Source organism: Microbacterium sp. 18062 (genome assembly GCF_902706225.1).
Lineage (GTDB): Bacteria > Actinomycetota > Actinomycetes > Actinomycetales > Microbacteriaceae > Microbacterium.
On the sequence record NZ_CACSKB010000001.1, the window covers coordinates 20,307 to 39,627 of the forward strand.

Sequence of the window (19,321 nt, forward strand, 5' to 3'; positions counted from 1 at the left end):
GCGAACAGGGATTCCTTTGGCGGTTTCCACGGTTGGCTCGGACCCCGGCTAGGCTGTATCCGCATGGCCGCGCCGACACGAAGCGCGACCGGGCCGACCGCCACCACACGGTCACCCACGCCGACGACCATCGATCGCAAGGAGGCGCCGTGAGCGATGCCGGCTCGCCGCAGGACAACGCAACTCTGACCGTCGGAGGTCGAACGGCCGAACTGCCGGTGCTCCGCGGCACGGACGGCGCTCCGAGCATCGACGTCTCGACGTTGACGCGCCAGACCGGCCATACCGCGCTCGACTACGGCTTCGTCAACACGGCCGCGACGAAGTCGACGATCACCTACATCGACGGCGACCAGGGGATCCTCCGCTACCGCGGGTATCCGATCGAGCAGCTCGCGAAGAACTCGACGTATCTCGAGATCGCCTGGCTGCTCATCTACGGCGAGCTGCCGAGCACGAGCGAGCTGGCCGAGTTCGACAACCGCATCCGTCGGCACACCCTGCTGCACGAGGATCTGAAGCGCTTCTTCTCGGCCCTTCCGCACACCGCCCACCCCATGTCGGTGCTGTCCGCGGCCACGGCCGCGCTCTCGACCTACTACGAGAACCAGTCGGATCCGCACAATCCCGAGTTCGTCGAGCTGAACACCATCCGGATGCTCGCGAAGCTCCCGGTGATCGCCGCGTATGCGCACAAGAAGAGCGTCGGTCAGGCGTTCCTCTACCCCGACAACTCGCTCGGCTTCGTCGACAACTTCCTGAAGCTGAACTTCGGGGTGCTCAGCGAGGTCTACGAGATCAACCCGGTGATGACCCGGGCGCTGGAACGGCTCCTGATCCTGCACGAGGACCACGAGCAGAACGCCTCCACCTCCACCGTGCGGCTCGTCGGATCCACCGGTGCGAACCAGTTCGCCTCCATCTCCGCCGGCATCCAGGCGCTGTCCGGCCCCTTGCATGGTGGGGCGAACGAGGCCGTGCTCGAGATGCTCGGCCGCATCCGCGAATCCGGCGAGAGCGTGCAGCGCTTCGTCGAGCGGGTCAAGAACAAGGAGGACGGCGTGAAGCTCATGGGCTTCGGCCACCGGGTCTACAAGAACTACGACCCGCGCGCGAAGCTCGTGAAGGAGTCCGCCGACGAGGTGCTCGCCGAGCTGGGCGTGAGCGATCCGCTCCTCGACCTCGCCAAGGAGCTCGAGGAGATCGCGCTCAACGACGACTACTTCAAGGAGCGTCGCCTGTACCCGAACGTCGACTTCTACACCGGCGTCATCTACAAGGCGATGGGCTTCCCGACGCGCATGTTCACGGTGCTCTTCGCGATCGGTCGGCTTCCGGGCTGGCTCGCGCACTGGCGCGAGATGAACACCGACCCGCAGACGAAGATCGGTCGCCCGCAGCAGCTGTACACGGGCGCTCCCGAGCGGAACTACCCGGGCGCCGTCTGAGCCATGGCCCGGCTGCTGGTGCGAGCGCCCTCGCCGCTCCTGGCCGACGGTGAGCTGACGCACCTCGACCGGGTCCCGGTCGACGCGGAGCTGGCCCACCGCCAGTGGCTCGGCTACGTCGAGGCATACCGTGCGCGGGGCTGGGAGATCGTGCCGGCCCGCGGAATCCGAGCCACGACGATTTGCACGGCGGCCGCCGCTGGTGCCGTGAGGAGGGGTGCCCTACCGTGAGAGCGTTCGCGCCGGCGAACGCGAAAGGCGGCTCCCATGTGGATTCAGACGACCGACCCGCTCGGCAACGCCTGGCTCTCCGCGATCGTGGCGGCCGTCCCGATCGTCGTCTTCCTGATCGGTCTGGTCGTCCTGAAGCTGCGGGGCATCGTGGCGGCATCCATCGCCCTCGTCGCCGAGGTGCTCGTCGCCCTCCTCGTCTTCGGGATGCCGGGCACGGCCGCGGCCGGCGCCGGCGCTCTGGGCCTGCTCACCGCGGTCTGGCCGATCGCCTACATCATCGTGATGGCCGTCTGGCTGTACCGGCTCGCGGTCGCGAGCGGACGGTTCGAGGTGATCCGCGCCTCGATCGGCGGCATCTCGCAGGATCAGCGCATCCAGGTGCTGCTCATCAGCTTCGCGTTCGGCGCGTTCCTCGAGGGCGCGGCCGGCTTCGGCGTGCCGATCGCCATCTGCGCGGCCCTGCTCGTGCAGCTCGGGTTCCGCCCGGTGAAGGCGGCCATGCTGTCCCTCGTCGCCAACGCCGGGGCCGGCGCATACGGTGCGATCGGCATCCCCGTGATCGTCGGCGCGCAGGTCACCGGGATCGACGTGCTCGACCTGTCCCGCGCGCTCGTGCTCCTGCTGCAGCCCCTGACGCTCCTCATCCCGTTCCTCCTCGTCCTGATCCTCGACGGATGGCGGGGCCTGCGCGAGACGTGGCCGGCGACCCTCGTCGTCTCGGTCGTCTTCAGCGGCATCCAGGCGGGCGTGCTGTGGTTCCTGGGCCCTGAGCTCGCCGACATCGGCGCAGGACTCGGGGCGATGGTGGCTGTCTTCGTGCTCGGCCGCGTCTGGCAGCCGAGGCGGATCTTCCGTGAGAACGGGGGCACGGCGCCCGAGATCGAACGGCACTCGCTCCGCGAGATCGGCGTGGCGTGGAGCCCCTTCTACATCCTGACGGCGTTCATCTTCGTATGGAGCATCCCGGCGTTCAAGGCGCTGTTCGCCCCCGAGGGGGCGCTGGCGGCGACCGTGTTCAGCTGGGCGATCCCCGGCCTCTCCGGCGCGGTCGAGACGGCGAGCGGCACGATCGTGACCGCGGCGTGGAGCTTCACGCCGATCAATGCGACCGGCACGGCGATCCTCCTCGCCGTCCTGGTCTCGTTCTTCACGACACCGGCGCTCCGCGTGCGGGACCTCTGGCGTGAGCTCCGCCGGACACTGGGGGAGCTCTGGCAGGCGCTCCTGCTGATCGCCCTCATCCTGATGCTCGCGAACATCGCGAACTACTCGGGCGGCTCGGCCTCGATGGGCACGGCGCTCGCGGCCGTGGGTCCGCTCTTCCCGCTGCTCGCGCCCGTCATCGGCTGGATCGGCGTGTTCCTGACCGGCTCGGTCGTGAACAACAACACGCTGTTCGGCCCGCTGCAGGTCGCCACCGCCGATCGCATCGGCGCGGATCCCGCGCTCCTGGTCGCGGCCAACACCGCGGGAGGGACGACCGCGAAGGTCATCTCGCCCCAGTCCATCGCGATCGCCGCCGGCGCGGTGGGGCTCTCAGGCCGCGAGGGCGAGATCCTCCGCGCGTCGATCCTCTACAGCCTCGGGATGCTGGTGTTCATCTGCGTGTGGAACTTCGCCCTGTCGGTGATGCTCTGATCGGAGAAGAGCCGGCATCCTCCGTGCCTCAGTTGTGCAGCACAACGGGGCCCTGCCTCCGCATAAGTGAGACACGGAGGGAGCGACACGTCAGGACGTGGGGTCCTTGATCAGCTCCGCCACCCGGTCGGGGATGAGACCGAGGCCCAGCTCGTCGCGCGGCGGACGCTCGTAGCCGCCGGACGCCGGCCGTGGCGGGATGACGACGTCCTCGCGCGGCACGAGCGTCCAGGGGATGCTGCCCAGCAGGTGATGGATCATGTTGATCCGCCCGCGGCGCTTGTCCTCGTTGTCGACCTCGTGCCAGGGCGCCTCGGGGATGTCGGTGTGGAGGATCATCGCGTCCTTCGCGCGCGAGTAGTCCTCCCATTTGGTGATGGAGAGCACGTCGTTGGGGCTCAGCTTCCAGCGCCGCATGGGATCCTCGGCGCGCGAGAGGAAGCGCTTCTCCTGCTCGACGTCGGACACGCTGAACCAGTACTTCAGCAGCAGGATGCCGTCCTCGACCAGCATCCGCTCGAAGATCGGCGCCTGGTGGAGGAACCGGTGATACTCGTCCGGGCTGCAGTAGCCCATCACGTGCTCGACGCCGGCGCGGTTGTACCAGGACCGGTCCATGAGCACGATCTCGCCGGCGGCCGGCAGATGCGCGATGTACCGCTGGAAGTACCACTGCGTCCTCTCGCGCTCCGTCGGCGTCGGCAGCGCCACGATGCGGGTGACGCGGGGGTTCAGGTACTCCGAGACACGCTTGATCGTGGACCCCTTGCCCGCTGCGTCCCTGCCCTCGAAGATGACGACGATGCGGGCGCCGGTGGCCTGCACCCACGCCTGCATGTCGACCAGCTGCGCCTGGAGGCGCGCGAGCTCGGCCTCGTAGAGCTTCTTGGGCAGGCGCCGGGTCATGCGTGCAGCGCCTCGTTGAGGGTGACGCCCACGCCCGCACGGCGGACCGCCTCGACGGCGCCGGTGAGGGAGTTCCGCCGGAAGAGGAGGCCGTCGCGACCGGAGAGCACGGCGCCCTTCACGACCGGTCGAGATCCGTCGGCGGTGGGCGCCTCGTCGGCGAGGACGATCTTGGATCCGGCGGTGACATACAGGCCCGCCTCGACGACGCAGTCGTCGCCGAGGGAGATCCCGATGCCGGCGTTCGCGCCGAGGAGCGTGCGCGACCCGATCGACACGCGGTGCGTGCCGCCGCCGGAGAGGGTGCCCATGATCGAGGCGCCGCCGCCGATGTCGCTGCCGTCGCCGACGACGACGCCCTGCGAGATGCGGCCCTCGACCATCGAGGCGCCGAGCGTGCCGGCGTTGAAGTTCACGAAGCCCTCGTGCATGACGGTGGTGCCGGGGGAGAGGTAGGCGCCCAGGCGCACGCGCGAGGCGTCCGCGATCCGCACCCCCGGAGGCGTCACGTAGTCGAGCAGGCGCGGGAACTTGTCGAGGCTCTGCACCTGGACGCCGGCGCGCAGGAGGTGCGGACGCCGCGCGACCGCATCGTCGGGGTGCACCGGCCCCGCGTTCGTCCAGGCGACGTTCGGCAGGTGCCCGAAGATCCCGTCCAGGTTGACCTCGCCCGGGCGAACCAGACGGTGTGACAGGGCGTGCAGGCGAAGATAGGCGTCGGAGGTCGAGGCGGGCGCGGCATCCAGGTCGATCTCGACGACGACGATCTCGCGCGTCACACGGCGGAGCTCGTCCTCGCCGACGAGCTCCTGCAGATCGCGGGCGAGCCCGGCCTCGTCCGGTGTTCCCGTCTGTGGCTGCGGGAACCAGGTGTCGAGCACCGTCCCGTTCGCGCTCGTCGCCAGACCCGTACCCCATACCGACCGCAGTTCGCTCACCCGTCCAGGCTAGCGGGCGGCGCCGCGTGGTCCATCAGCGAGCTCGTGTCCGAGTCGCCGCACTCGCGTCGAGATGTCGTGCGCAGTCTCACGGTCCGGGCGAGTGCATATGGCGCGCCTCGGTAGAGTGGGGGAATGCCCGAGCTCGACCTCTCCCGGAGCTCCGTCGAGCTCACCCGCATGATCTGCGACATCCCGAGCGTGTCGGGCGACGAGACGACGCTGGCGGATGCGGTCACCGCCGCCGTGGGCGGCCTCTCGCACCTCGACGTCCATCGCAACGGCGACACCATCGTCGCGCGCACCGACCGGGGCCGTGCGCAGCGCGTGGTGATCGCCGGCCACATCGACACCGTGCCGATCAACCGGAACCTGCCGACCCGTCTCGTCGACATCGACGGCGTTCCCTCGCTCTGGGGACGCGGCACGGTCGACATGAAGGCCGGCGTCGCCGTGCAGCTGAAGCTGGCCGCCGAGCTCACCGATCCCCGGGTCGACGTGACGTGGATGTGGTACGACCACGAGGAGGTGGCCGCCGAGCTCAACGGGCTCACGCGTCTCGCCCGCGCCCGCCCCGATCTGTTCACGGGCGACTTCGCCATCCTCGGAGAGCCCTCGAACGGACAGGTGGAGGGCGGCTGCAACGGCAATCTCCGCGCGATCGTGCGCACGCACGGCGTCCGCGCCCACAGCGCGCGCGCCTGGGTGGGCGAGAACGCGATCCACGCCGCCGCACCCGCGCTGCTGAGGCTCGCCGAGTATCGACCCCGCACGATCGCCGTCGAGGGGTTGGAATACCGCGAGGGGCTCAACGCGGTGCGCGTCGCCGGCGGGATCGCGGGCAACGTCATCCCCGACCTGTGTGAGATCGAGGTCAACTACCGTTTCGCGCCGAACCGCTCGCTGGACGAGGCCGAGGCGCACGTGCGCGACGTCTTCGCCGGGTTCGAGGTCGAGGTCGTCGATCGCGCGGCCGGTGCGCGGCCGGGACTCGACGCCCCGCTCGCCCGGGAGTTCCTCGCCGCGGTCGGCGCCGAGCCGCGCCCGAAGTACGGCTGGACTGACGTCGCGCGGTTCTCGGCGCTCGGGGTGCCCGCGGTCAACTACGGCCCGGGCGACCCGAGCCTGGCCCACCACGACGAGGAGGCCGTGCCGCTCGCTCAGATCGAGGACGTCGAGCGCGGGCTCCGGGCGTGGCTGACGCGCTGACCGCACGCGCGCGTCGAGGCTGGTCGGCCTCACCCGCCGCCGTGCGCGTGGGCGTGCTCTATCTCGCCGCCCGCGCGGTGACCACCGGTTTCTTCCTGGCGGCGGCGGCGCTGTCCGGCCCCGCCTCGCGGTTCGGCGCGGACGCGACGGTCGGCGACCTCGCCATGGGATGGGACGCGACCTGGTACTGGTACGTCGCCGTGAACGGCTACCCGACGACGCTGCCGCTGACGGACAGCGGCCTCGTCGCCGAGAACCAGTGGGCGTTCATGCCGCTGTACCCGTATCTCGCCGCCGCGCTCGGCACCGTGCTCGGCGGCTGGGGAGCGGCGGCGGTGGTGATCTCGCTGCTCGCGGGGTACGGCGCGGCCCTGGTGCTGTACCGGATGATGCGGATGCGGGTCGACCGGTCCGCCGCGACCTGGACGGTCGTGTTCTTTGTCGGCGGTCCCCTCGCCGCGCTCTTCCAGATCGGCTACGCCGAGTCGTTGTTCCTGTTCTGGCTGCTGCTCTCGCTGTGGCTCGTGATGCGGCGCCGTTACGGCTGGCTGTACCTGCTGATCCCGGTCATGGGCTTCACGAGGCCGGGTATCCTCGCCTTCTCCCTGTTCCTCGCGCTCTTCGGCATCTGGCGATGGTTCCGCCGTCGAGCGGAGCCGCTGCATGCCCGCGAGGTGGTGCACATCGTCGCGCTCGGCCTCCTCGCGGCCGTCGTGGGGTTCGCCTGGCAGGCGATAGCGGCGATCGCGACGGGCGACATCGGCGCATACCTCGCCACCGAGCTCGCGTGGCGGCGCAACTGGATCCCGGACTCGAGCGGAGACTTCTTCCCCGTCGAGGGGTTCCTCGCCGCGACGGAGTTCTGGTCGACGCTCTGGGGCTGGCCCGTGGCGCTCGGGTACATCGTGCTCGCGGTCGCGATCGTGGCGATCGGCGCGGCCCTCCTGTTCGCCCGACCGGTCCGTCGGCTCGGCGTCGAGGTGAGGCTCTGGTCGGCGAGCTATCTGCTGTACCTGCTCGCCGTCTTCTTCCCGCAGTCGAGCATCTTCCGGCTGCTCGTGCCGATCTCGCCGCTGTGGGGCGCGGTCGCGGTTCCGAAGAGCACGTTCTGGCGGATGTCGGTGCTGGTGACCGGTCTCGTGCTGCAGTGGTGGTGGATCTACAACATGTACGCGCTCGCGAACACCTACTGGCAGATCCCGTGAGCCGCCGCCGCATCCGGCGCGCTATCTCGCGTCACGATGCGTCCAGCACGCGCCCGTCCCACGATAAACTCGATACTCAAGACATCGACGAAAGGGAGCCACGATGGCAGCCATGAAGCCGAGAACCGGAGATGGGCCGATGGAGGCTGTGAAAGAGGGGCGCCTGATCATCGTGCGCGTTCCGCTCGAGGGAGGCGGCCGCCTGGTGGTATCGGTCAACGACGCCGAGGCGAAAGAGCTGCACGACGTGCTCAGCGCCGTCGTCAGCGCCTGAACCGAGCCCTTTCCCCGTACCCGGCGAGCGGCTGGTCCCGAGAGGGATCGGCCGCTCTCTCGTTCAGCCGTGGTCCTCGTCGACGGTCGTCAGCTGCAGGAGTCCCTCGCCGACGATGGAGAGTGCACCGATCACGGCGGGCGATCCCTGGGTCTCCTGGATGAGCGAGCGGTACGCGGTCGTGACGCGGTCGCGACGCACCGGGTCGGCGACGGCGCCGTCGGCGAGCACGCGCGGAACGAGCACGAGCCCGCCGGGACGCACCAGCCGCAGGCCGTGCTCGACGTACTCGATCACGCCCTCGGGATCGGCGTCGACGAAGACGATGTCGTAGGACGCCTCGTTCATGCGGGGCAGCACGTCAGCGGCCCGGCCGGTGATGAAACGCGCCCGGGCGGGCGGGATGCGGGCATCGGCGAAGGCGCGACGAGCGATCGCTAGGTGCTCGGGCTCCTTGTCGATCGTCGTCAGGACGGCACGGGGCGCGCCGTGCAGCAGCCACAGGCCCGACACGCCCGCGCCCGTTCCGATCTCCACGATGTTCAGGGCGCGGGAGGCCGCAGCGAGAACCGCGACCTGCGCGCCGACCCGCGCGCTGATCGGATCGGCGCCGATCTCGAGGGCGTGCGTACGCGCACGGGCGATCGGATCGGGTTCGATGATGGCCTCGTGGGCGAACCTGTCGCTCGCGTCGTGTCCGGGCATGCTTCCTCCGCCGTCAGCCTATGCGCGCGCGTGGGTCGGAGCCGTCAGGCGCGGCGGTAACCTGAAGGCATGTTCTTCGGGCTCACGATCGAGAAGCTGCTGCTGATCGGCGTGATCGCCGCGTTCCTCATCGGACCGGAGCGGCTTCCGCGTTACGCGGAGGCGCTCGCACGGTTCACGTCGCGCGCCCGCGACTTCCTCAAGGGCGCGAAGACCCGGGTGCAGGACGAGATGGGGTCGGAGTTCGACGAGGTCGACTGGCGCAAGCTCGACCCGCGCCAGTACGACCCGCGGCGCATCATCCGTGAAGCCCTGCTCGACGACCCGCCCACCACGACCGTGCGGGCGGCGGGCGTCGCCGCGACGGTCACCCCCACATCCGCCCCGGGCGAGCGCTTCGACCCCGCCTCGGGCGAGAGGCCGCCGTATGACGACGAGGCGACCTGAGGCGAGACCGGGGACCGGTCAGCGGACGCCGAGGGGCAGGGCTCGGCCGGCCAGCGACGGCCCGGAGGCGGTGAGTGTCGCCGCGAGCGCGTCGATGGCGCGGGCGGCTGGATCGTCGGGAGTGCCCAGCACGACGGGAAGGCCGGCGTCGCCGCCGGTGCGGAGGGCTGCGCTGAGCGGCACAGTGGCGAGGAGGGGGACGGTATCGCCATCCGCCGACAGGGCGCGCGCCACGTCCTCGCCGCCGCCGGCGCCGAAGAGGTCGAGCACCGTCCCGTCCGGGAGGGTGAGGGGCGCCATGTTCTCGATGACCCCGATCACGCGCTGCCCGGTCTGACGGGCGACCGTTCCGCTGCGGACGGCGACGTCGGCGGCGGCGTGCTGGGGTGTGGTGACCACGAGGACGTCGGCGTGGGGGAGGAGCTGGCCGATCGAGATCGCCACGTCCCCGGTTCCCGGCGGCATGTCGATCAGCAGGACGTCGAGGTCGCCGAACCAGACGTCGGTGAGGAACTGCTGCACCGTGCGGTGCAGCATCGGGCCGCGCCACGCGACCGCGCGTCCCTCGTCGCCCTCCCGCAGGAACATCCCGATCGAGACGATCTTCACGCCGTGCGCGACGGGCGGGACGATCAGATCGTCGATCCTCGTCGGCTTGGTCGTGCGGCCCTGCGCGTCGACGAGACCGAGCAGCCCCGGGATGGAGAACCCGTGCACGTCGGCGTCGACGAGACCGACGGTGCGGCCGCGCCGGGCGAGGGCGACCGCGAGATTGGCCGTCAGCGTGGACTTGCCGACGCCGCCCTTGCCGCTGGTCACCGCGATCACGCGGGTGAGGCTGTCCGCGGTGAACGGGATGCCGCGGGCGCGCCCGCCGCGCAGGCGCTCGGTGAGGGCGGCGCGCTGCTCGGGGGTCATGACGCCGAGCTCGACCTCGACCCGGTCCGTGCCCGACACGCCGTGAGCCGCCGCCCGCACCTCGCGCTGGATGCGGTCGGAGGCGGGGCATCCGACGATCGTGAGAGAGATCTCGACCCGCACGTCGCCGCCGTCCGCGGTGACGGTGCGGACCATGTCGAGATCGGCGAGGGGGCGGCGCAGCTCCGGGTCGACGACTGCGCCCACGGCCTCTCGCACGAGTCCCGCGAGGCGTTCGTCAGCGCTCACGCGCGTCCCGCTCCGCCTTCTCGCGGCGATCGGCGCGGCGGCGTCGTTCCTCGCGCTCGGCCGTCACGTGGTCGGGCTCGCCCGAGCTGCGCGCGTCGAGGTCCTCGAGGAGCGCCTTCAGCTCGTCGCGCAGTGCGTCGCGTGTGACGGCCTGGCTCGAGACGTCGGTCATCGCCATCCGCAGCGCCACGATCTCGCGGGCGAGGTACTCGGTGTCGGCGAGGTTGCGCTCGGCGCGCTGACGGTCCTGCTCGATCTGCACCCGGTCGCGGTCGTCCTGGCGGTTCTGCGCCAGGAGGATCAGCGGGGCCGCGTACGAGGCCTGGAGCGAGAGCACCAGGGTGAGTGCGGTGAAGCCGTTCGCGGCGGAGTCGAAGCGCAGCTCGAGGGGCAGCATCGTGTTCCAGACGAGCCAGAGTATGCAGAACAGGCTCAATGCCATGAGGAACACAGGAGTGCCCATCGCGCGCGCGACCCACTCCGTGAACCGGCCGAAGCGGTCGCGGGACGGCTGCGGGGAGCGGCTGAGCATGCCGGAGCGGCCCCGGGGGGCGTCGAGGGCGGGCACCCGCGTCCGGGGCTTACGCGCCATCATCCGCGCACCCCCGATACCGACGCGGACACGTCCGCGTCGCCGGTGCGCCAGTCGTCGGGCAGCAGGTAGTCGAGGACGTCGTCGATGCTGACCGCGCCGACCAGGCGATGCGCCGAGTCGACGACGGGGAGCGACACGAGGTTGTAGCTGGCGAGCAGTCGCGCGACCTCCTGCGCGGACGCGGTCGCCGGCACCGGCTCGATCGAGTCGTCGATCATCGCGCCCAGTCGCTCGTGCGGCGGGTAGCGCAGCATCCGCTGGAAGTGCACGATGCCCAGCAGCCGCCCGGTCGGGGTCTCGAACGGAGGAAGCGTCACGAAGACGGCGGCCGCGAGGGCGGGATGCAGCTCGTGCCGGCGGATGAGGGCGAGCGCCTCGGCGATGGTGTTGTCGGCGGAGAGCACGATGGGTTCCGGGGTCATCAGCCCGCCCGCGGTGTCGGGGCTGTACTTCAGCAGGGCGCGCACGTCGTCGGCCTCGTCGGGCTCCATGAGATCCAGCAGCTCCTCGCGCTGGTCCTCCGGGAGCTGGGCGAGGACGTCTGCGGCGTCGTCGGGCTCCATGGCGTCGAGGATGTCGGCGGCACGCTCCTCTCCGAGGGCCTCGAGGATGTGCACCTGCTCGTCCTCGGGCATCTCCTCGAGGGCGTCGGCGAGCCGGTCGTCGGGCAGCTCCTCGGCGACCTCGAGGAGACGTTCCTCGGGGAGGTCGAGCAGCGTGTTCGCGAGGTCGGCGGCCTTCAGGTCCGCGTAGCTCGCGACGAGGTGCTCCGCCGACTGCGCCTCGCCGGGCGCCTGGCGCTCGTGCACGTCGTTCCAGTGCGCGAACGTCGTCGGGCCCTTCGCGAAGGGCGAGGCGCTCGTCTTGGGCTTGCGCAGGAACAGCTGCCCGACGTCCCAGACGCCGAGCCTGCTGCGCTCGATCGCGACGTCCTCGATCACGGCCTGCCCCGACCCGTCGGTGAAGGTGACCTTGCGGCCGATGAGCTCGGCGATCACGCGCACCTCGCCGCCGCGCTGCTGGAAGCGGCGCACGTTGATGAGCCCGGTCGTGATGACCTGTCCGGTGTCGACCGTGGTCACCCGGCCGATCGAGACGAAGACGTGGCGTCTGCCGGGGATCTCGACGACCAGTCCGACGACGCGCGGCGAGTCGTCGTTCCGGTAGATGACGACGACGTCGCGCACCTTCCCGAGCCGGTCGCCGGCGGGATCGAAGACCGCGCAGCCGGCCAGACGCGCGACGAAGACCCGTTGTGTGCTCACCGTTCCAGCGTAGACCGCGAGGATGCCGTGATGCCGGGCCCTTGCGGAGTGCGCCGTGACAAGATGGAGGGATGAGCATGGGGACACCGTTCACGGCCGGTTCCGCCGAAGCGGGGGAGACCGTCGCCTCCTTCACGCAGTACGAGGGCGCCCAGAAGGCCGTCTCGGCGCTCATCGCCGCCGACGTCCCCGCGAAGGAGATCGCGATCGTCGGGCAGGGACTGCGCTCGATCGAGCGCATCACCGGTCGTCTCGGATACGCGGCCGCCGCGCGCTCGGGGGCGGTGAACGGCCTGGTGCTGGGCGTGCTGTTCGCCTTCGTCTTCGTGCTCGGCACGCCGACCGTCGCCATCCAGGCCTTCGTCGGCGTGCTGCTGGTCGGCATCGCCATCGGCATGCTGCTGAGCATCATCATGTACTCGTTCGTCCGCCGGCGCCGTGACTACGCCTCGGTCATGCAGGTCGTCGCCGATCACTACGACGTGCGAGTGGTCGCCGCGAGCGTGCACAAGGCCCGCGAGGCGCTCGGCACGGCGAACGCGGCCGCACCCGCGACGGCCGCCTCTCCCGCGGCACCACCGGCCCCCGAGCCTCCGCGGTACGGCGAGCGGGTCGACCCGGTGGCCGCGCCGACGCCCGCGAAGCCGGATGCGGCCGCCCCGTCCGCGGGAGACCGACCGGCCGACGCGAGGCCCGAGCCGCCCCGCTACGGCGAGCGGGTGCCTCCTCCCGCGCCGGAACCGGGCGAGGCGCCCGCGCAGCCCGAGCGCGACGGCTCTTCCTAGACTCCGGTCAGGACCGGGGGCTCAGGCGCGCGATCCAGTCCTCGACCTCGTCGGCTGTGCGGGGGATGCCGGCGGAGAGGTTCACCGGTCCCTCGGCGGTCATGAGCACGTCGTCCTCGATGCGGACGCCGATGCCGCGGTACTCGGCGGGCACGGTGAGGTCGTCGGCCTGGAAGTACAGGCCCGGCTCGATCGTGAAGACCATGCCCGGCTCGAGCACGCCGTCGTAGTACATCTCCCGCCGCGCCTGGGCGCAGTCGTGCACGTCGATGCCGAGATGGTGGCTCGTGCCGTGCACCATGTACCGGCGGTGCTGACCGCCCCGGTCGGCGTCGAGGGCCTCCTCGGCCGTCACCGGCAGCAGGCCCCACTCGGCGACCCGCCGGGCGATGACGTCCATCGCTGCGGCGTGCACCTCGCGGAACCGCACGCCCGGCCGCGCCACGGCGAAGGCCGCATCCGCCGCCTCGCGCACGGTCTCGTAGACGCGGCGCTGCACGTCCGTGAAACGCCCGCTCACCGGCAGCGTGCGGGTGATGTCGGCGGTGTACAGGCTGTCGACCTCGATGCCGGCGTCGACGAGGATGAGATCTCCCGGGTTCACCGCGCCGTCGTTGCGCGTCCAGTGCAGATAGCAGGCGTGGGGGCCCGAGGCCGCGATCGTGTCGTACCCCTCGCCGTTGCCGTCGCTGCGGGCACGCAGGTGGAACACGCCCTCGACCACACGCTCGCCGCGCGGGTGCGCCGCGATGCGGGGGAGCTCGCGCACGATGTCGTCGAACCCGGATGCGGTCACCTCGACGGCGAGCCGCAGCTGCGCGATCTCGTAGTCGTCCTTGACGAGCCGCAGCTCGGAGACCGCGCGGGTGAGCTCCGCGTCGTCCCCGACGACGCGGTCGGCGTCGGTGCTCCGTAGGTCGTCGATGTGCGCGGTGGCCAGGGCGAGGTCCGCCGCGACGCCGGCCAGCGACGGGCGCGGGCCGATCCAGAACTCGCCCACGGCGGCGTCGCTGTAGAACTCCGCGGTCGTCCGATCGGCGCGCTCGCGGAAGTACAGCATCACGTCGTGGCCCGCTTCGGGGCGGGGCTCGAAGACGAGCACCGCGCCGGGCTCCGCGTCTGCGGCCCACCCGGTGAGATGCGCGAACGCGGAGTGCGCGCGGAAGGGGTAGTCGGTGTCGTTGCTGCGGGTCTTGAGCTCACCCGCGGGGATCACCAGACGCGATCCCGGGAACCAGGCCGACAGGGCGGTGCGGCGCCGGGCGGCGTACTCCGCCTGCGGGCGCGCGGGCGCGATGGCCTCGGGCCGCTCGGCCCATCCCTCCGAGATCGTGTCGAGGAACCCGCTCGGGAAGGGCTGCTTGCGATTCGAGGGCGCCTCGGCCTCGGGGGCCTGTTCGAGGGTCGTCGTGGGGGTGTCCGCGCGTTCTGACATGCCTCCAGTCTCCCATCGACCGCTCCGGTGCGGTCAGCCCGTGCGCTCCAGCTGCACCACCAGCGGCCGATGATCGCCGCCTGCGTCGCCGAGCGAGGTGAGCACGACCGAGCCGGTCGGCGTCCAGTCCGGGGTCGCCAGCACGTGGTCGATCTCGGCGCCGGCGAGGGCCGGGAGATCGGTCGGCCAGGTGCCCACCGACCCGTTTCCGGTGAGGGCCGCGGCATCCTGGCAGCGGCCGAGCGTGCCGCCGTCGGTGCCGAGCCGGGCCATGTGGTCGATCGTGGCGTTGAAATCGCCGGCCATGATGACGTTCTCGCCTGCGCACTGGTCCGCCAGCCACTGCAGGTCATGACGCCAGTCAGACATGAAGTCCTCGCGGGGGGCCACGGCGTGCGCGGCCACCACGGTCGGTCCCGTGCCGTCAACCGGCATCGCGACCGCGCTCGGCACGGTGGAGGTGTTGCTCGAGCCGTCCTGCGACGACTCGATGACCGCATAGGTGCCGAGGTCGGGGGAGATGAGGAGGGTGGTCGAGTCGGCCGCCCATCCGTTCGAGCCGTACTCGGTGTGGTAGGCCCACATGGGCTGACCGAGCTCGCGCATCGCGACCGCGACCTGGCCGCCCGTCTCGATCGTCGTCTCGGGGAGGCTGACGATGTCCGCTCCCATCGCGACCGCGGTCTGGGCGATGGTCTGCGCGGACGTCGCGTCTCCCGCGGTGTTCCAGGTCATGACCCGGATGCTGTTCTCGCTCTTCTCCGGCAGCGTCTGGGTGCCGGTGCCGCGGGTGACGACGACGGAGGCGTTCACCACCACGGCGGCGAGGGCGACGACCGCGAGTGCGAGCGCGAGGCGCCGGAACGGACGGATCGTGCTCAGCAGCAGCGCGACGAGCAGCAGGACGGCGAAGCCGACGGCGATCAGCGTCCGGAAGGAGACGATCTGCGCGATCGGGAACGTGCGCTCCAGACGGAAGAAGTCCGGCCAGGTGAGGATGGCCGCGCCGATCGCGCACAGCACCGTCAGCAGGATTCCGAGAAGGCGAAGCACGACCTCGAGCCTATGCAGAGAGCCTGGGGATCGGCCGACACGGGCGGGTCCGCACGGCACGCCCCGGTACGCTCGGAGGATGTCGACGGGTCGAGGGTTCCACGGGCCCGCCGACCTGCACCTGCATTCCTCGCGTTCGGACGGCACCGAGACGCCCGATGCCGTGATGCGCGCCGCGCACTTCCACGGCCTGCGCACCGTCTCGCTCACCGATCACGACACGACGGCCGGATGGGCGGATGCGGCGCCCGCCGCGGTGTCTCTGGGCATGACGTTCCTTCCCGGGATGGAGCTGAGCGCCCGCCATGCGTGGCGGAGCGTGCACCTGCTGGCGTATCTGTTCGACCCCGGCGACGCGGCGCTCGCCGCGGAGATGTCCCGCATCCGCGACGATCGCGTGGGTCGCGCAGAGCGGATCGTCGCCAACCTCTCGCGTGACTACGACCTGACGTGGGCGGACGTGGTCGCGCAGACGACGATCGATGCCACGGTGGGTCGCCCGCACATCGCCGACGCCCTCGTCGCACGGGGGATCGTCGCCGACCGCGCGGCCGCGTTCGACGGCGTGCTGCATCCGCGCGAGGGATACTACGAGCCGCACTACGCCCCCGATCCGGTCACCGCGGTCGACCTCGTTGTCGCTGCTGGCGGAGTGCCGATGATCGCGCACCCGACCCCCTCGGGCCGGGACCGGATGATGCCCGTCCCGGTCATCGAGGAGCTCATCGCGCACGGCCTGGCGGGGTTCGAGATCGACCACCGCGAGAACACCGAGGCGGGCAAGCGGGTCCTGCGCGACCTGGTGCGCCGCCACGACCTGATCGTCACCGGCTCCAGCGACTACCACGGCGCCGGCAAGCCCAATCGGCCGGGCGAGAACACGACGGACGACGCGATGGTCTCCCGCATCATCGCCCGCGGAGACGGGAGCGCCCCCGTCTCGCCGTGAGGCGAGCGGGGGCGCTGCGGTCGGTCGTCAGGACGCGGCGGGGGCGCTGTCCGGGCGCGGGCCGCGGCGTCGTCGCCGGCGGCGCGCCGGGGCGGGCTTGCCGTCGTGGTGCTCGGCGCCGCCGCCGTCGTGCGTTCCGCCGCCGTCGGAGCGGGGTGCATCCGGCGAGGGTGCGCCGGCACCGGCGCTCACGCCGGTCTCGGGGCGGCGACGGCGCCGGCGGCGCGAGCCGGTGCCCTCCGCGCCGGCCTCGCCGTCGGTCGTCGGCACGCTCGCCGTCGCCGGCACCACGGGAAGCTTCCGCAGGCGCCCCTTGGTGCCGGCCGGGATGCCGAGCTCCTCGTAGAGGTGCGGGCTCGACGAGTAGGTCTCGACGGGCTCGGGCTGGCCGAAGTCGAGGGCGCGGTTGATGAGCGCCCACTTGTGCAGGTCGTCCCAGTCGACGAAGGTGATCGCGATGCCGGTCTTTCCGGCGCGGCCGGTGCGGCCGGCGCGGTGCAGGTAGGTCTTCTCGTCGTCGGGGATGGTGTGGTTGATCACGTGCGTGACGTCGTCGACGTCGATGCCGCGGGCGGCGACGTCGGTGGCGATCAGCACGTCCCGCTTGCCGGCCTTGAACGCCGCCATCGACCGCTCGCGGGCCTCCTGGCTCATGTCGCCGTGGACGGCGCCCGCGTTGAAGCCGCGGTCGCTCAGCTCGTCGACGAGCTTCTGCGCGGCGCGCTTGGTGCGCGTGAACACGACGGTCTTGCCGCGTCCCTCGGCCTGCAGGATGCGCGCGATGACCTCGTCCTTGTCGAGCGAGTGGGCGCGGTAGACCAGGTGGCGGATGTTTGCCTGCGTGAGCCCCTCGTCGGGGTCGCTCGCGCGGATGTGGATCGGGTTCGACATGAACCGCCGCGCGAGCGCGACGATCGGGCCCGGCATGGTGGCCGAGAACAGCTGGGTGTGCCGAACCGGGGCGACCTTCTGGAAGATCTTCTCGATGTCGGGGAGGAAGCCGAGGTCAAGCATCTTGTCGGCCTCGTCGAGCACGACCTCCGTGGCGTTCGAGAGGTCGAGCAGACGCTGGTTCGACAGGTCGATGAGGCGACCCGGCGTGCCGACGACGATCTGCGCCCCGGCCTGCAGCTGCTCGATCTGGCCCTCGTAGGCCTTCCCGCCGTAGATGGCGACGACGCTGGTGGCGCGTCCTTCGGTGAGAAGGTCCATGTCCTCGTAGACCTGGACCGCGAGCTCACGCGTCGGCACCACGATGAGCGCCTTGACCCCGTGCTCGGGATCCGGGCCGAGGCGCTGCACGACGGGGATGCCGAAGCCGAACGTCTTTCCGGTGCCGGTCTTGGCCTGGCCGATGATGTCCTGGCCCGGCAGGGACAGCGGGATGGTCTGCTCTTGGATGGGGAACGAGTCGACGATGCCGCGGGCGGCGAGCGCGTCGATGATGTCCTGGTCCACGCCGAGTTCGGCGAAGGTCGTCACAATATGAACCTGTCTGGTCGAGGGCGGCCTGGAGCCGCCGGCGGAAGTCCACGCCCTTTCTCGACACCAGGCGCGGTGGGGCCCCGGTCCGATGCCGAGGCGGAACCCACGATACCCGAGCCGTAGGCTGTACCGCGTGTGGGAATGGTTCCGACGTCGACGCGCCCCCGTCGAGCGTGCGCTCCGGCTGCGGTCGCGCGGTGAGCTCGACGGCGCGACACGGGTCGATTTCGCCGAGCTCGCGCCCGATGTCGACATCTTCCTCGGCCAGGCCGCGTACCTGCAGCTGGGGTACTTCGAGACACTGAGCGAGCTGATCGCGTCGACCCCGGAGCTCGCGCAGAAGGAGGCGCTCTCGCGTGCCGCGGGCGCGGCGCTGCGCAAGCACGAGGAGCTGGTCGCGGTCATCCGGGGACGGGGCGACGACCCGACCGCGCTCATGCTGCCGTTCCGCGAGCCGTTGGACGCGTTCCGCGCCGCCACGCACGGGAAGCGCCCGCAGGAGTCGCTGATCTCCGTCCATCTGACCGCCGGGATGCTCGACGACTTCTACCGCGCGCTCTCGGCGAGCTACGGCGAGACCGGGCGCCGCGTCGCCCGCGCGCTCGACGCGGACGACGACCGGCAGGCGATCGTCGACATCATCGGCGCGACGATCGAAGGCGACGACGAGTGGGCGTCGCTGCTCGCGATGTGGGGGCGACGGCTCGTGGGCGACACGCTGCTGATCGCCCGCTCAGCGCTACGGCGCACCGGCGACGGCACGGCGCTCGACGAGCGGGTCGAGCCTGTCTTCACGCAGCTGATGGCCGCGCACGCCCGCCGGATGGAGGCGATGGGACTCGCGTCCTGACCGCTCGCAGTATCGCGAGAAACCACATCCGTCGCGACACATGACGCATCGCGGAGCGTCTCGTCGCGGATGTGGTTTCTCGAGGCTCAGGCGATGCCGAGGCGCACGGCCTCGCGCGCGTCGCGTGCGCGGCGGAGACGGGTGAGGAGCGCGGTGCCGGGGAGGACGACCACGGTCGGCACGATCACGGCGGCGAACCAGATCAGCGGATCGGCGGTCGTCAGACCCGCCCAGGTGAGCGCGAGCCAGACGGCTCCGCCGACGAGCGCGCCGACGATCGGCGCGAGCGCCGCGCCGCGCAGATCGCGGCCGCGGAGGGCGAAGTGGGCGACCAGCCCGAGGGCGCCCCCGAAGATGAACGCGAGGAGGATGACCATCGGATCAGGCGACGAAGCCGACCCGCCGGGCCTCCTCGGTGCCGAGCTCGATGTAGGCCAGGCCTGCCACGGGCACCAGGTAGGAGTTTCCCTTGACGTCGGTGAAGCTCACGAACGGCGCACCCTCGCCGAGGGCGTCGGCGACCGACTTCTTCACCGCGTCCGCGGGCTCGTTGGTCTCGAAGCTGAGCTCGCGGCCGGTGTTCGCGATGCCGATGCGGATCTCCACGGGTGTGCCTCTCTGGTCGGTCTCGGGGACTTTTCGAGCCTACGGCACCCCGCACGACGGAGATCGCGCAGCCGCGGGTCCGCGTGCACGCTGTGGGCGAACGCGTGTCGGTGGCCGGGGTTAGCGT

21 protein-coding genes are annotated in these 19,321 nt (G+C 71.1%); 10 read left to right on the plus strand and 11 right to left on the minus strand.

The features are described 5' to 3' along the window. Positions 1-149: 149 nt before the first annotated feature. The 3 genes from GVL03_RS00095 to GVL03_RS00105 are packed head-to-tail and all read left to right on the plus strand — an operon-like array spanning position 150 to position 3,320. A complete protein-coding gene (locus GVL03_RS00095; RefSeq protein ID WP_159498269.1) occupies positions 150-1,448 on the plus strand; it encodes a citrate synthase in 1,299 nt (432 codons plus the stop codon). Positions 1,449-1,451: 3 nt separating this feature from the next. Next, complete coding sequence (locus GVL03_RS00100; protein WP_235037953.1) at positions 1,452-1,679, plus strand: hypothetical protein; 228 nt, start codon at positions 1,452-1,454, stop codon at positions 1,677-1,679. Positions 1,680-1,715: 36 nt separating this feature from the next. Then, a complete protein-coding gene (locus tag GVL03_RS00105; protein ID WP_159498271.1) occupies positions 1,716-3,320 on the plus strand; it encodes an L-lactate permease in 1,605 nt (534 codons plus the stop codon). 90 nt (positions 3,321-3,410) lie between these two features. Here the strand turns inward: GVL03_RS00105 and ppk2 are convergent, their stop codons facing one another. Together ppk2 and dapD are read right to left on the minus strand one after the other, a co-directional pair. Further along, a complete protein-coding gene (gene ppk2, locus GVL03_RS00110) occupies positions 3,411-4,226 on the minus strand; it encodes a polyphosphate kinase 2 (RefSeq protein WP_200847005.1) in 816 nt (271 codons plus the stop codon). Continuing rightward, positions 4,223-5,164: a 2,3,4,5-tetrahydropyridine-2,6-dicarboxylate N-succinyltransferase gene (dapD, locus tag GVL03_RS00115; RefSeq protein WP_159498273.1), complete on the minus strand. Its 942-nt coding sequence runs from the start codon at positions 5,162-5,164 to the stop codon at positions 4,223-4,225. Before dapD ends, ppk2 begins: the two co-directional genes overlap by 4 nt. Positions 5,165-5,299: 135 nt before the next feature. On the opposite strand from dapD, the gene dapE reads away from it, so the two are divergent. The 3 genes from dapE to GVL03_RS00130 all read left to right on the plus strand — a co-directional run bounded on the left by dapE (position 5,300) and on the right by GVL03_RS00130 (position 7,852). Continuing rightward, positions 5,300-6,373: a succinyl-diaminopimelate desuccinylase gene (gene dapE / locus GVL03_RS00120; protein ID WP_159498275.1), complete on the plus strand. Its 1,074-nt coding sequence runs from the start codon at positions 5,300-5,302 to the stop codon at positions 6,371-6,373. Then, positions 6,358-7,578, plus strand: coding sequence for a hypothetical protein (locus tag GVL03_RS00125; RefSeq protein WP_235037954.1), 1,221 nt, complete (start codon positions 6,358-6,360; stop codon positions 7,576-7,578). Before dapE ends, GVL03_RS00125 begins: the two co-directional genes overlap by 16 nt. 103 nt (positions 7,579-7,681) lie before the next feature. Beyond that, positions 7,682-7,852: a DUF3117 domain-containing protein gene (locus GVL03_RS00130; RefSeq protein WP_159498277.1), complete on the plus strand. Its 171-nt coding sequence runs from the start codon at positions 7,682-7,684 to the stop codon at positions 7,850-7,852. Between the two features lie 63 nt (positions 7,853-7,915). Here the strand turns inward: GVL03_RS00130 and GVL03_RS00135 are convergent, their stop codons facing one another. Continuing rightward, positions 7,916-8,557, minus strand: a complete 642-nt coding sequence (locus GVL03_RS00135; RefSeq protein ID WP_159498279.1) for an O-methyltransferase — start codon at positions 8,555-8,557, stop codon at positions 7,916-7,918. Between the two features lie 69 nt (positions 8,558-8,626). Here GVL03_RS00135 and GVL03_RS00140 point away from each other — a divergent pair, with 69 nt between their 5' ends. Continuing rightward, positions 8,627-9,004, plus strand: a complete 378-nt coding sequence (locus GVL03_RS00140; protein WP_159498281.1) for a Sec-independent protein translocase TatB — start codon at positions 8,627-8,629, stop codon at positions 9,002-9,004. Positions 9,005-9,022: 18 nt separating this feature from the next. Here the strand turns inward: GVL03_RS00140 and GVL03_RS00145 are convergent, their stop codons facing one another. Genes GVL03_RS00145 through GVL03_RS00155 form a run of 3 tightly spaced genes read right to left on the minus strand, consistent with a single transcriptional unit; the run spans position 9,023 to position 12,031 of the window. Beyond that, positions 9,023-10,171 (minus strand): Mrp/NBP35 family ATP-binding protein, encoded by a 1,149-nt coding sequence (locus tag GVL03_RS00145; RefSeq protein ID WP_159498283.1) that lies wholly within the window; start codon positions 10,169-10,171, stop codon positions 9,023-9,025. Further along, positions 10,161-10,763 carry a DUF1003 domain-containing protein gene (locus tag GVL03_RS00150; protein ID WP_159498616.1) on the minus strand — a complete coding sequence of 201 codons (603 nt, stop codon included), beginning with the start codon at positions 10,761-10,763 and terminating at the stop codon, positions 10,161-10,163. Before GVL03_RS00150 ends, GVL03_RS00145 begins: the two co-directional genes overlap by 11 nt. Beyond that, complete coding sequence (locus tag GVL03_RS00155; RefSeq protein ID WP_159498285.1) at positions 10,763-12,031, minus strand: magnesium transporter MgtE N-terminal domain-containing protein; 1,269 nt, start codon at positions 12,029-12,031, stop codon at positions 10,763-10,765. The genes GVL03_RS00150 and GVL03_RS00155 overlap by 1 nt, the downstream gene beginning before the upstream one ends. Before the next feature lie 71 nt (positions 12,032-12,102). Here GVL03_RS00155 and GVL03_RS22170 point away from each other — a divergent pair, with 71 nt between their 5' ends. Further along, positions 12,103-12,816, plus strand: coding sequence for a general stress protein (locus GVL03_RS22170; protein WP_235037955.1), 714 nt, complete (start codon positions 12,103-12,105; stop codon positions 12,814-12,816). Between the two features lie 7 nt (positions 12,817-12,823). Here GVL03_RS22170 and GVL03_RS00165 read toward each other — a convergent pair whose 3' ends face one another. Together GVL03_RS00165 and GVL03_RS00170 are read right to left on the minus strand one after the other, a co-directional pair. Then, positions 12,824-14,251, minus strand: coding sequence for an aminopeptidase P family protein (locus tag GVL03_RS00165; protein ID WP_159498287.1), 1,428 nt, complete (start codon positions 14,249-14,251; stop codon positions 12,824-12,826). Positions 14,252-14,284: 33 nt separating this feature from the next. Further along, complete coding sequence (locus tag GVL03_RS00170; RefSeq protein ID WP_159498289.1) at positions 14,285-15,304, minus strand: endonuclease/exonuclease/phosphatase family protein; 1,020 nt, start codon at positions 15,302-15,304, stop codon at positions 14,285-14,287. Positions 15,305-15,383: 79 nt separating this feature from the next. Here GVL03_RS00170 and GVL03_RS00175 point away from each other — a divergent pair, with 79 nt between their 5' ends. Next, positions 15,384-16,253, plus strand: coding sequence for a PHP domain-containing protein (locus tag GVL03_RS00175; protein ID WP_159498291.1), 870 nt, complete (start codon positions 15,384-15,386; stop codon positions 16,251-16,253). Positions 16,254-16,280: 27 nt separating this feature from the next. On the opposite strand, the gene GVL03_RS00180 is transcribed toward GVL03_RS00175, so the two are convergent. Next, positions 16,281-17,735 (minus strand): DEAD/DEAH box helicase, encoded by a 1,455-nt coding sequence (locus tag GVL03_RS00180; protein ID WP_159498293.1) that lies wholly within the window; start codon positions 17,733-17,735, stop codon positions 16,281-16,283. A 136-nt stretch (positions 17,736-17,871) separates the two neighbouring features. Here GVL03_RS00180 and GVL03_RS00185 point away from each other — a divergent pair, with 136 nt between their 5' ends. Then, positions 17,872-18,588, plus strand: a complete 717-nt coding sequence (locus GVL03_RS00185) for a ferritin-like fold-containing protein (protein ID WP_200847006.1) — start codon at positions 17,872-17,874, stop codon at positions 18,586-18,588. A gap of 86 nt (positions 18,589-18,674) precedes the next feature. Here the strand turns inward: GVL03_RS00185 and GVL03_RS00190 are convergent, their stop codons facing one another. Together GVL03_RS00190 and GVL03_RS00195 are read right to left on the minus strand one after the other, a co-directional pair. Then, positions 18,675-18,965, minus strand: coding sequence for a hypothetical protein (locus GVL03_RS00190; RefSeq protein WP_159498297.1), 291 nt, complete (start codon positions 18,963-18,965; stop codon positions 18,675-18,677). Positions 18,966-18,969: 4 nt separating this feature from the next. Then, positions 18,970-19,194, minus strand: a complete 225-nt coding sequence (locus GVL03_RS00195; RefSeq protein WP_159498299.1) for a DUF3107 domain-containing protein — start codon at positions 19,192-19,194, stop codon at positions 18,970-18,972. Positions 19,195-19,321: the final 127 nt, after the last annotated feature.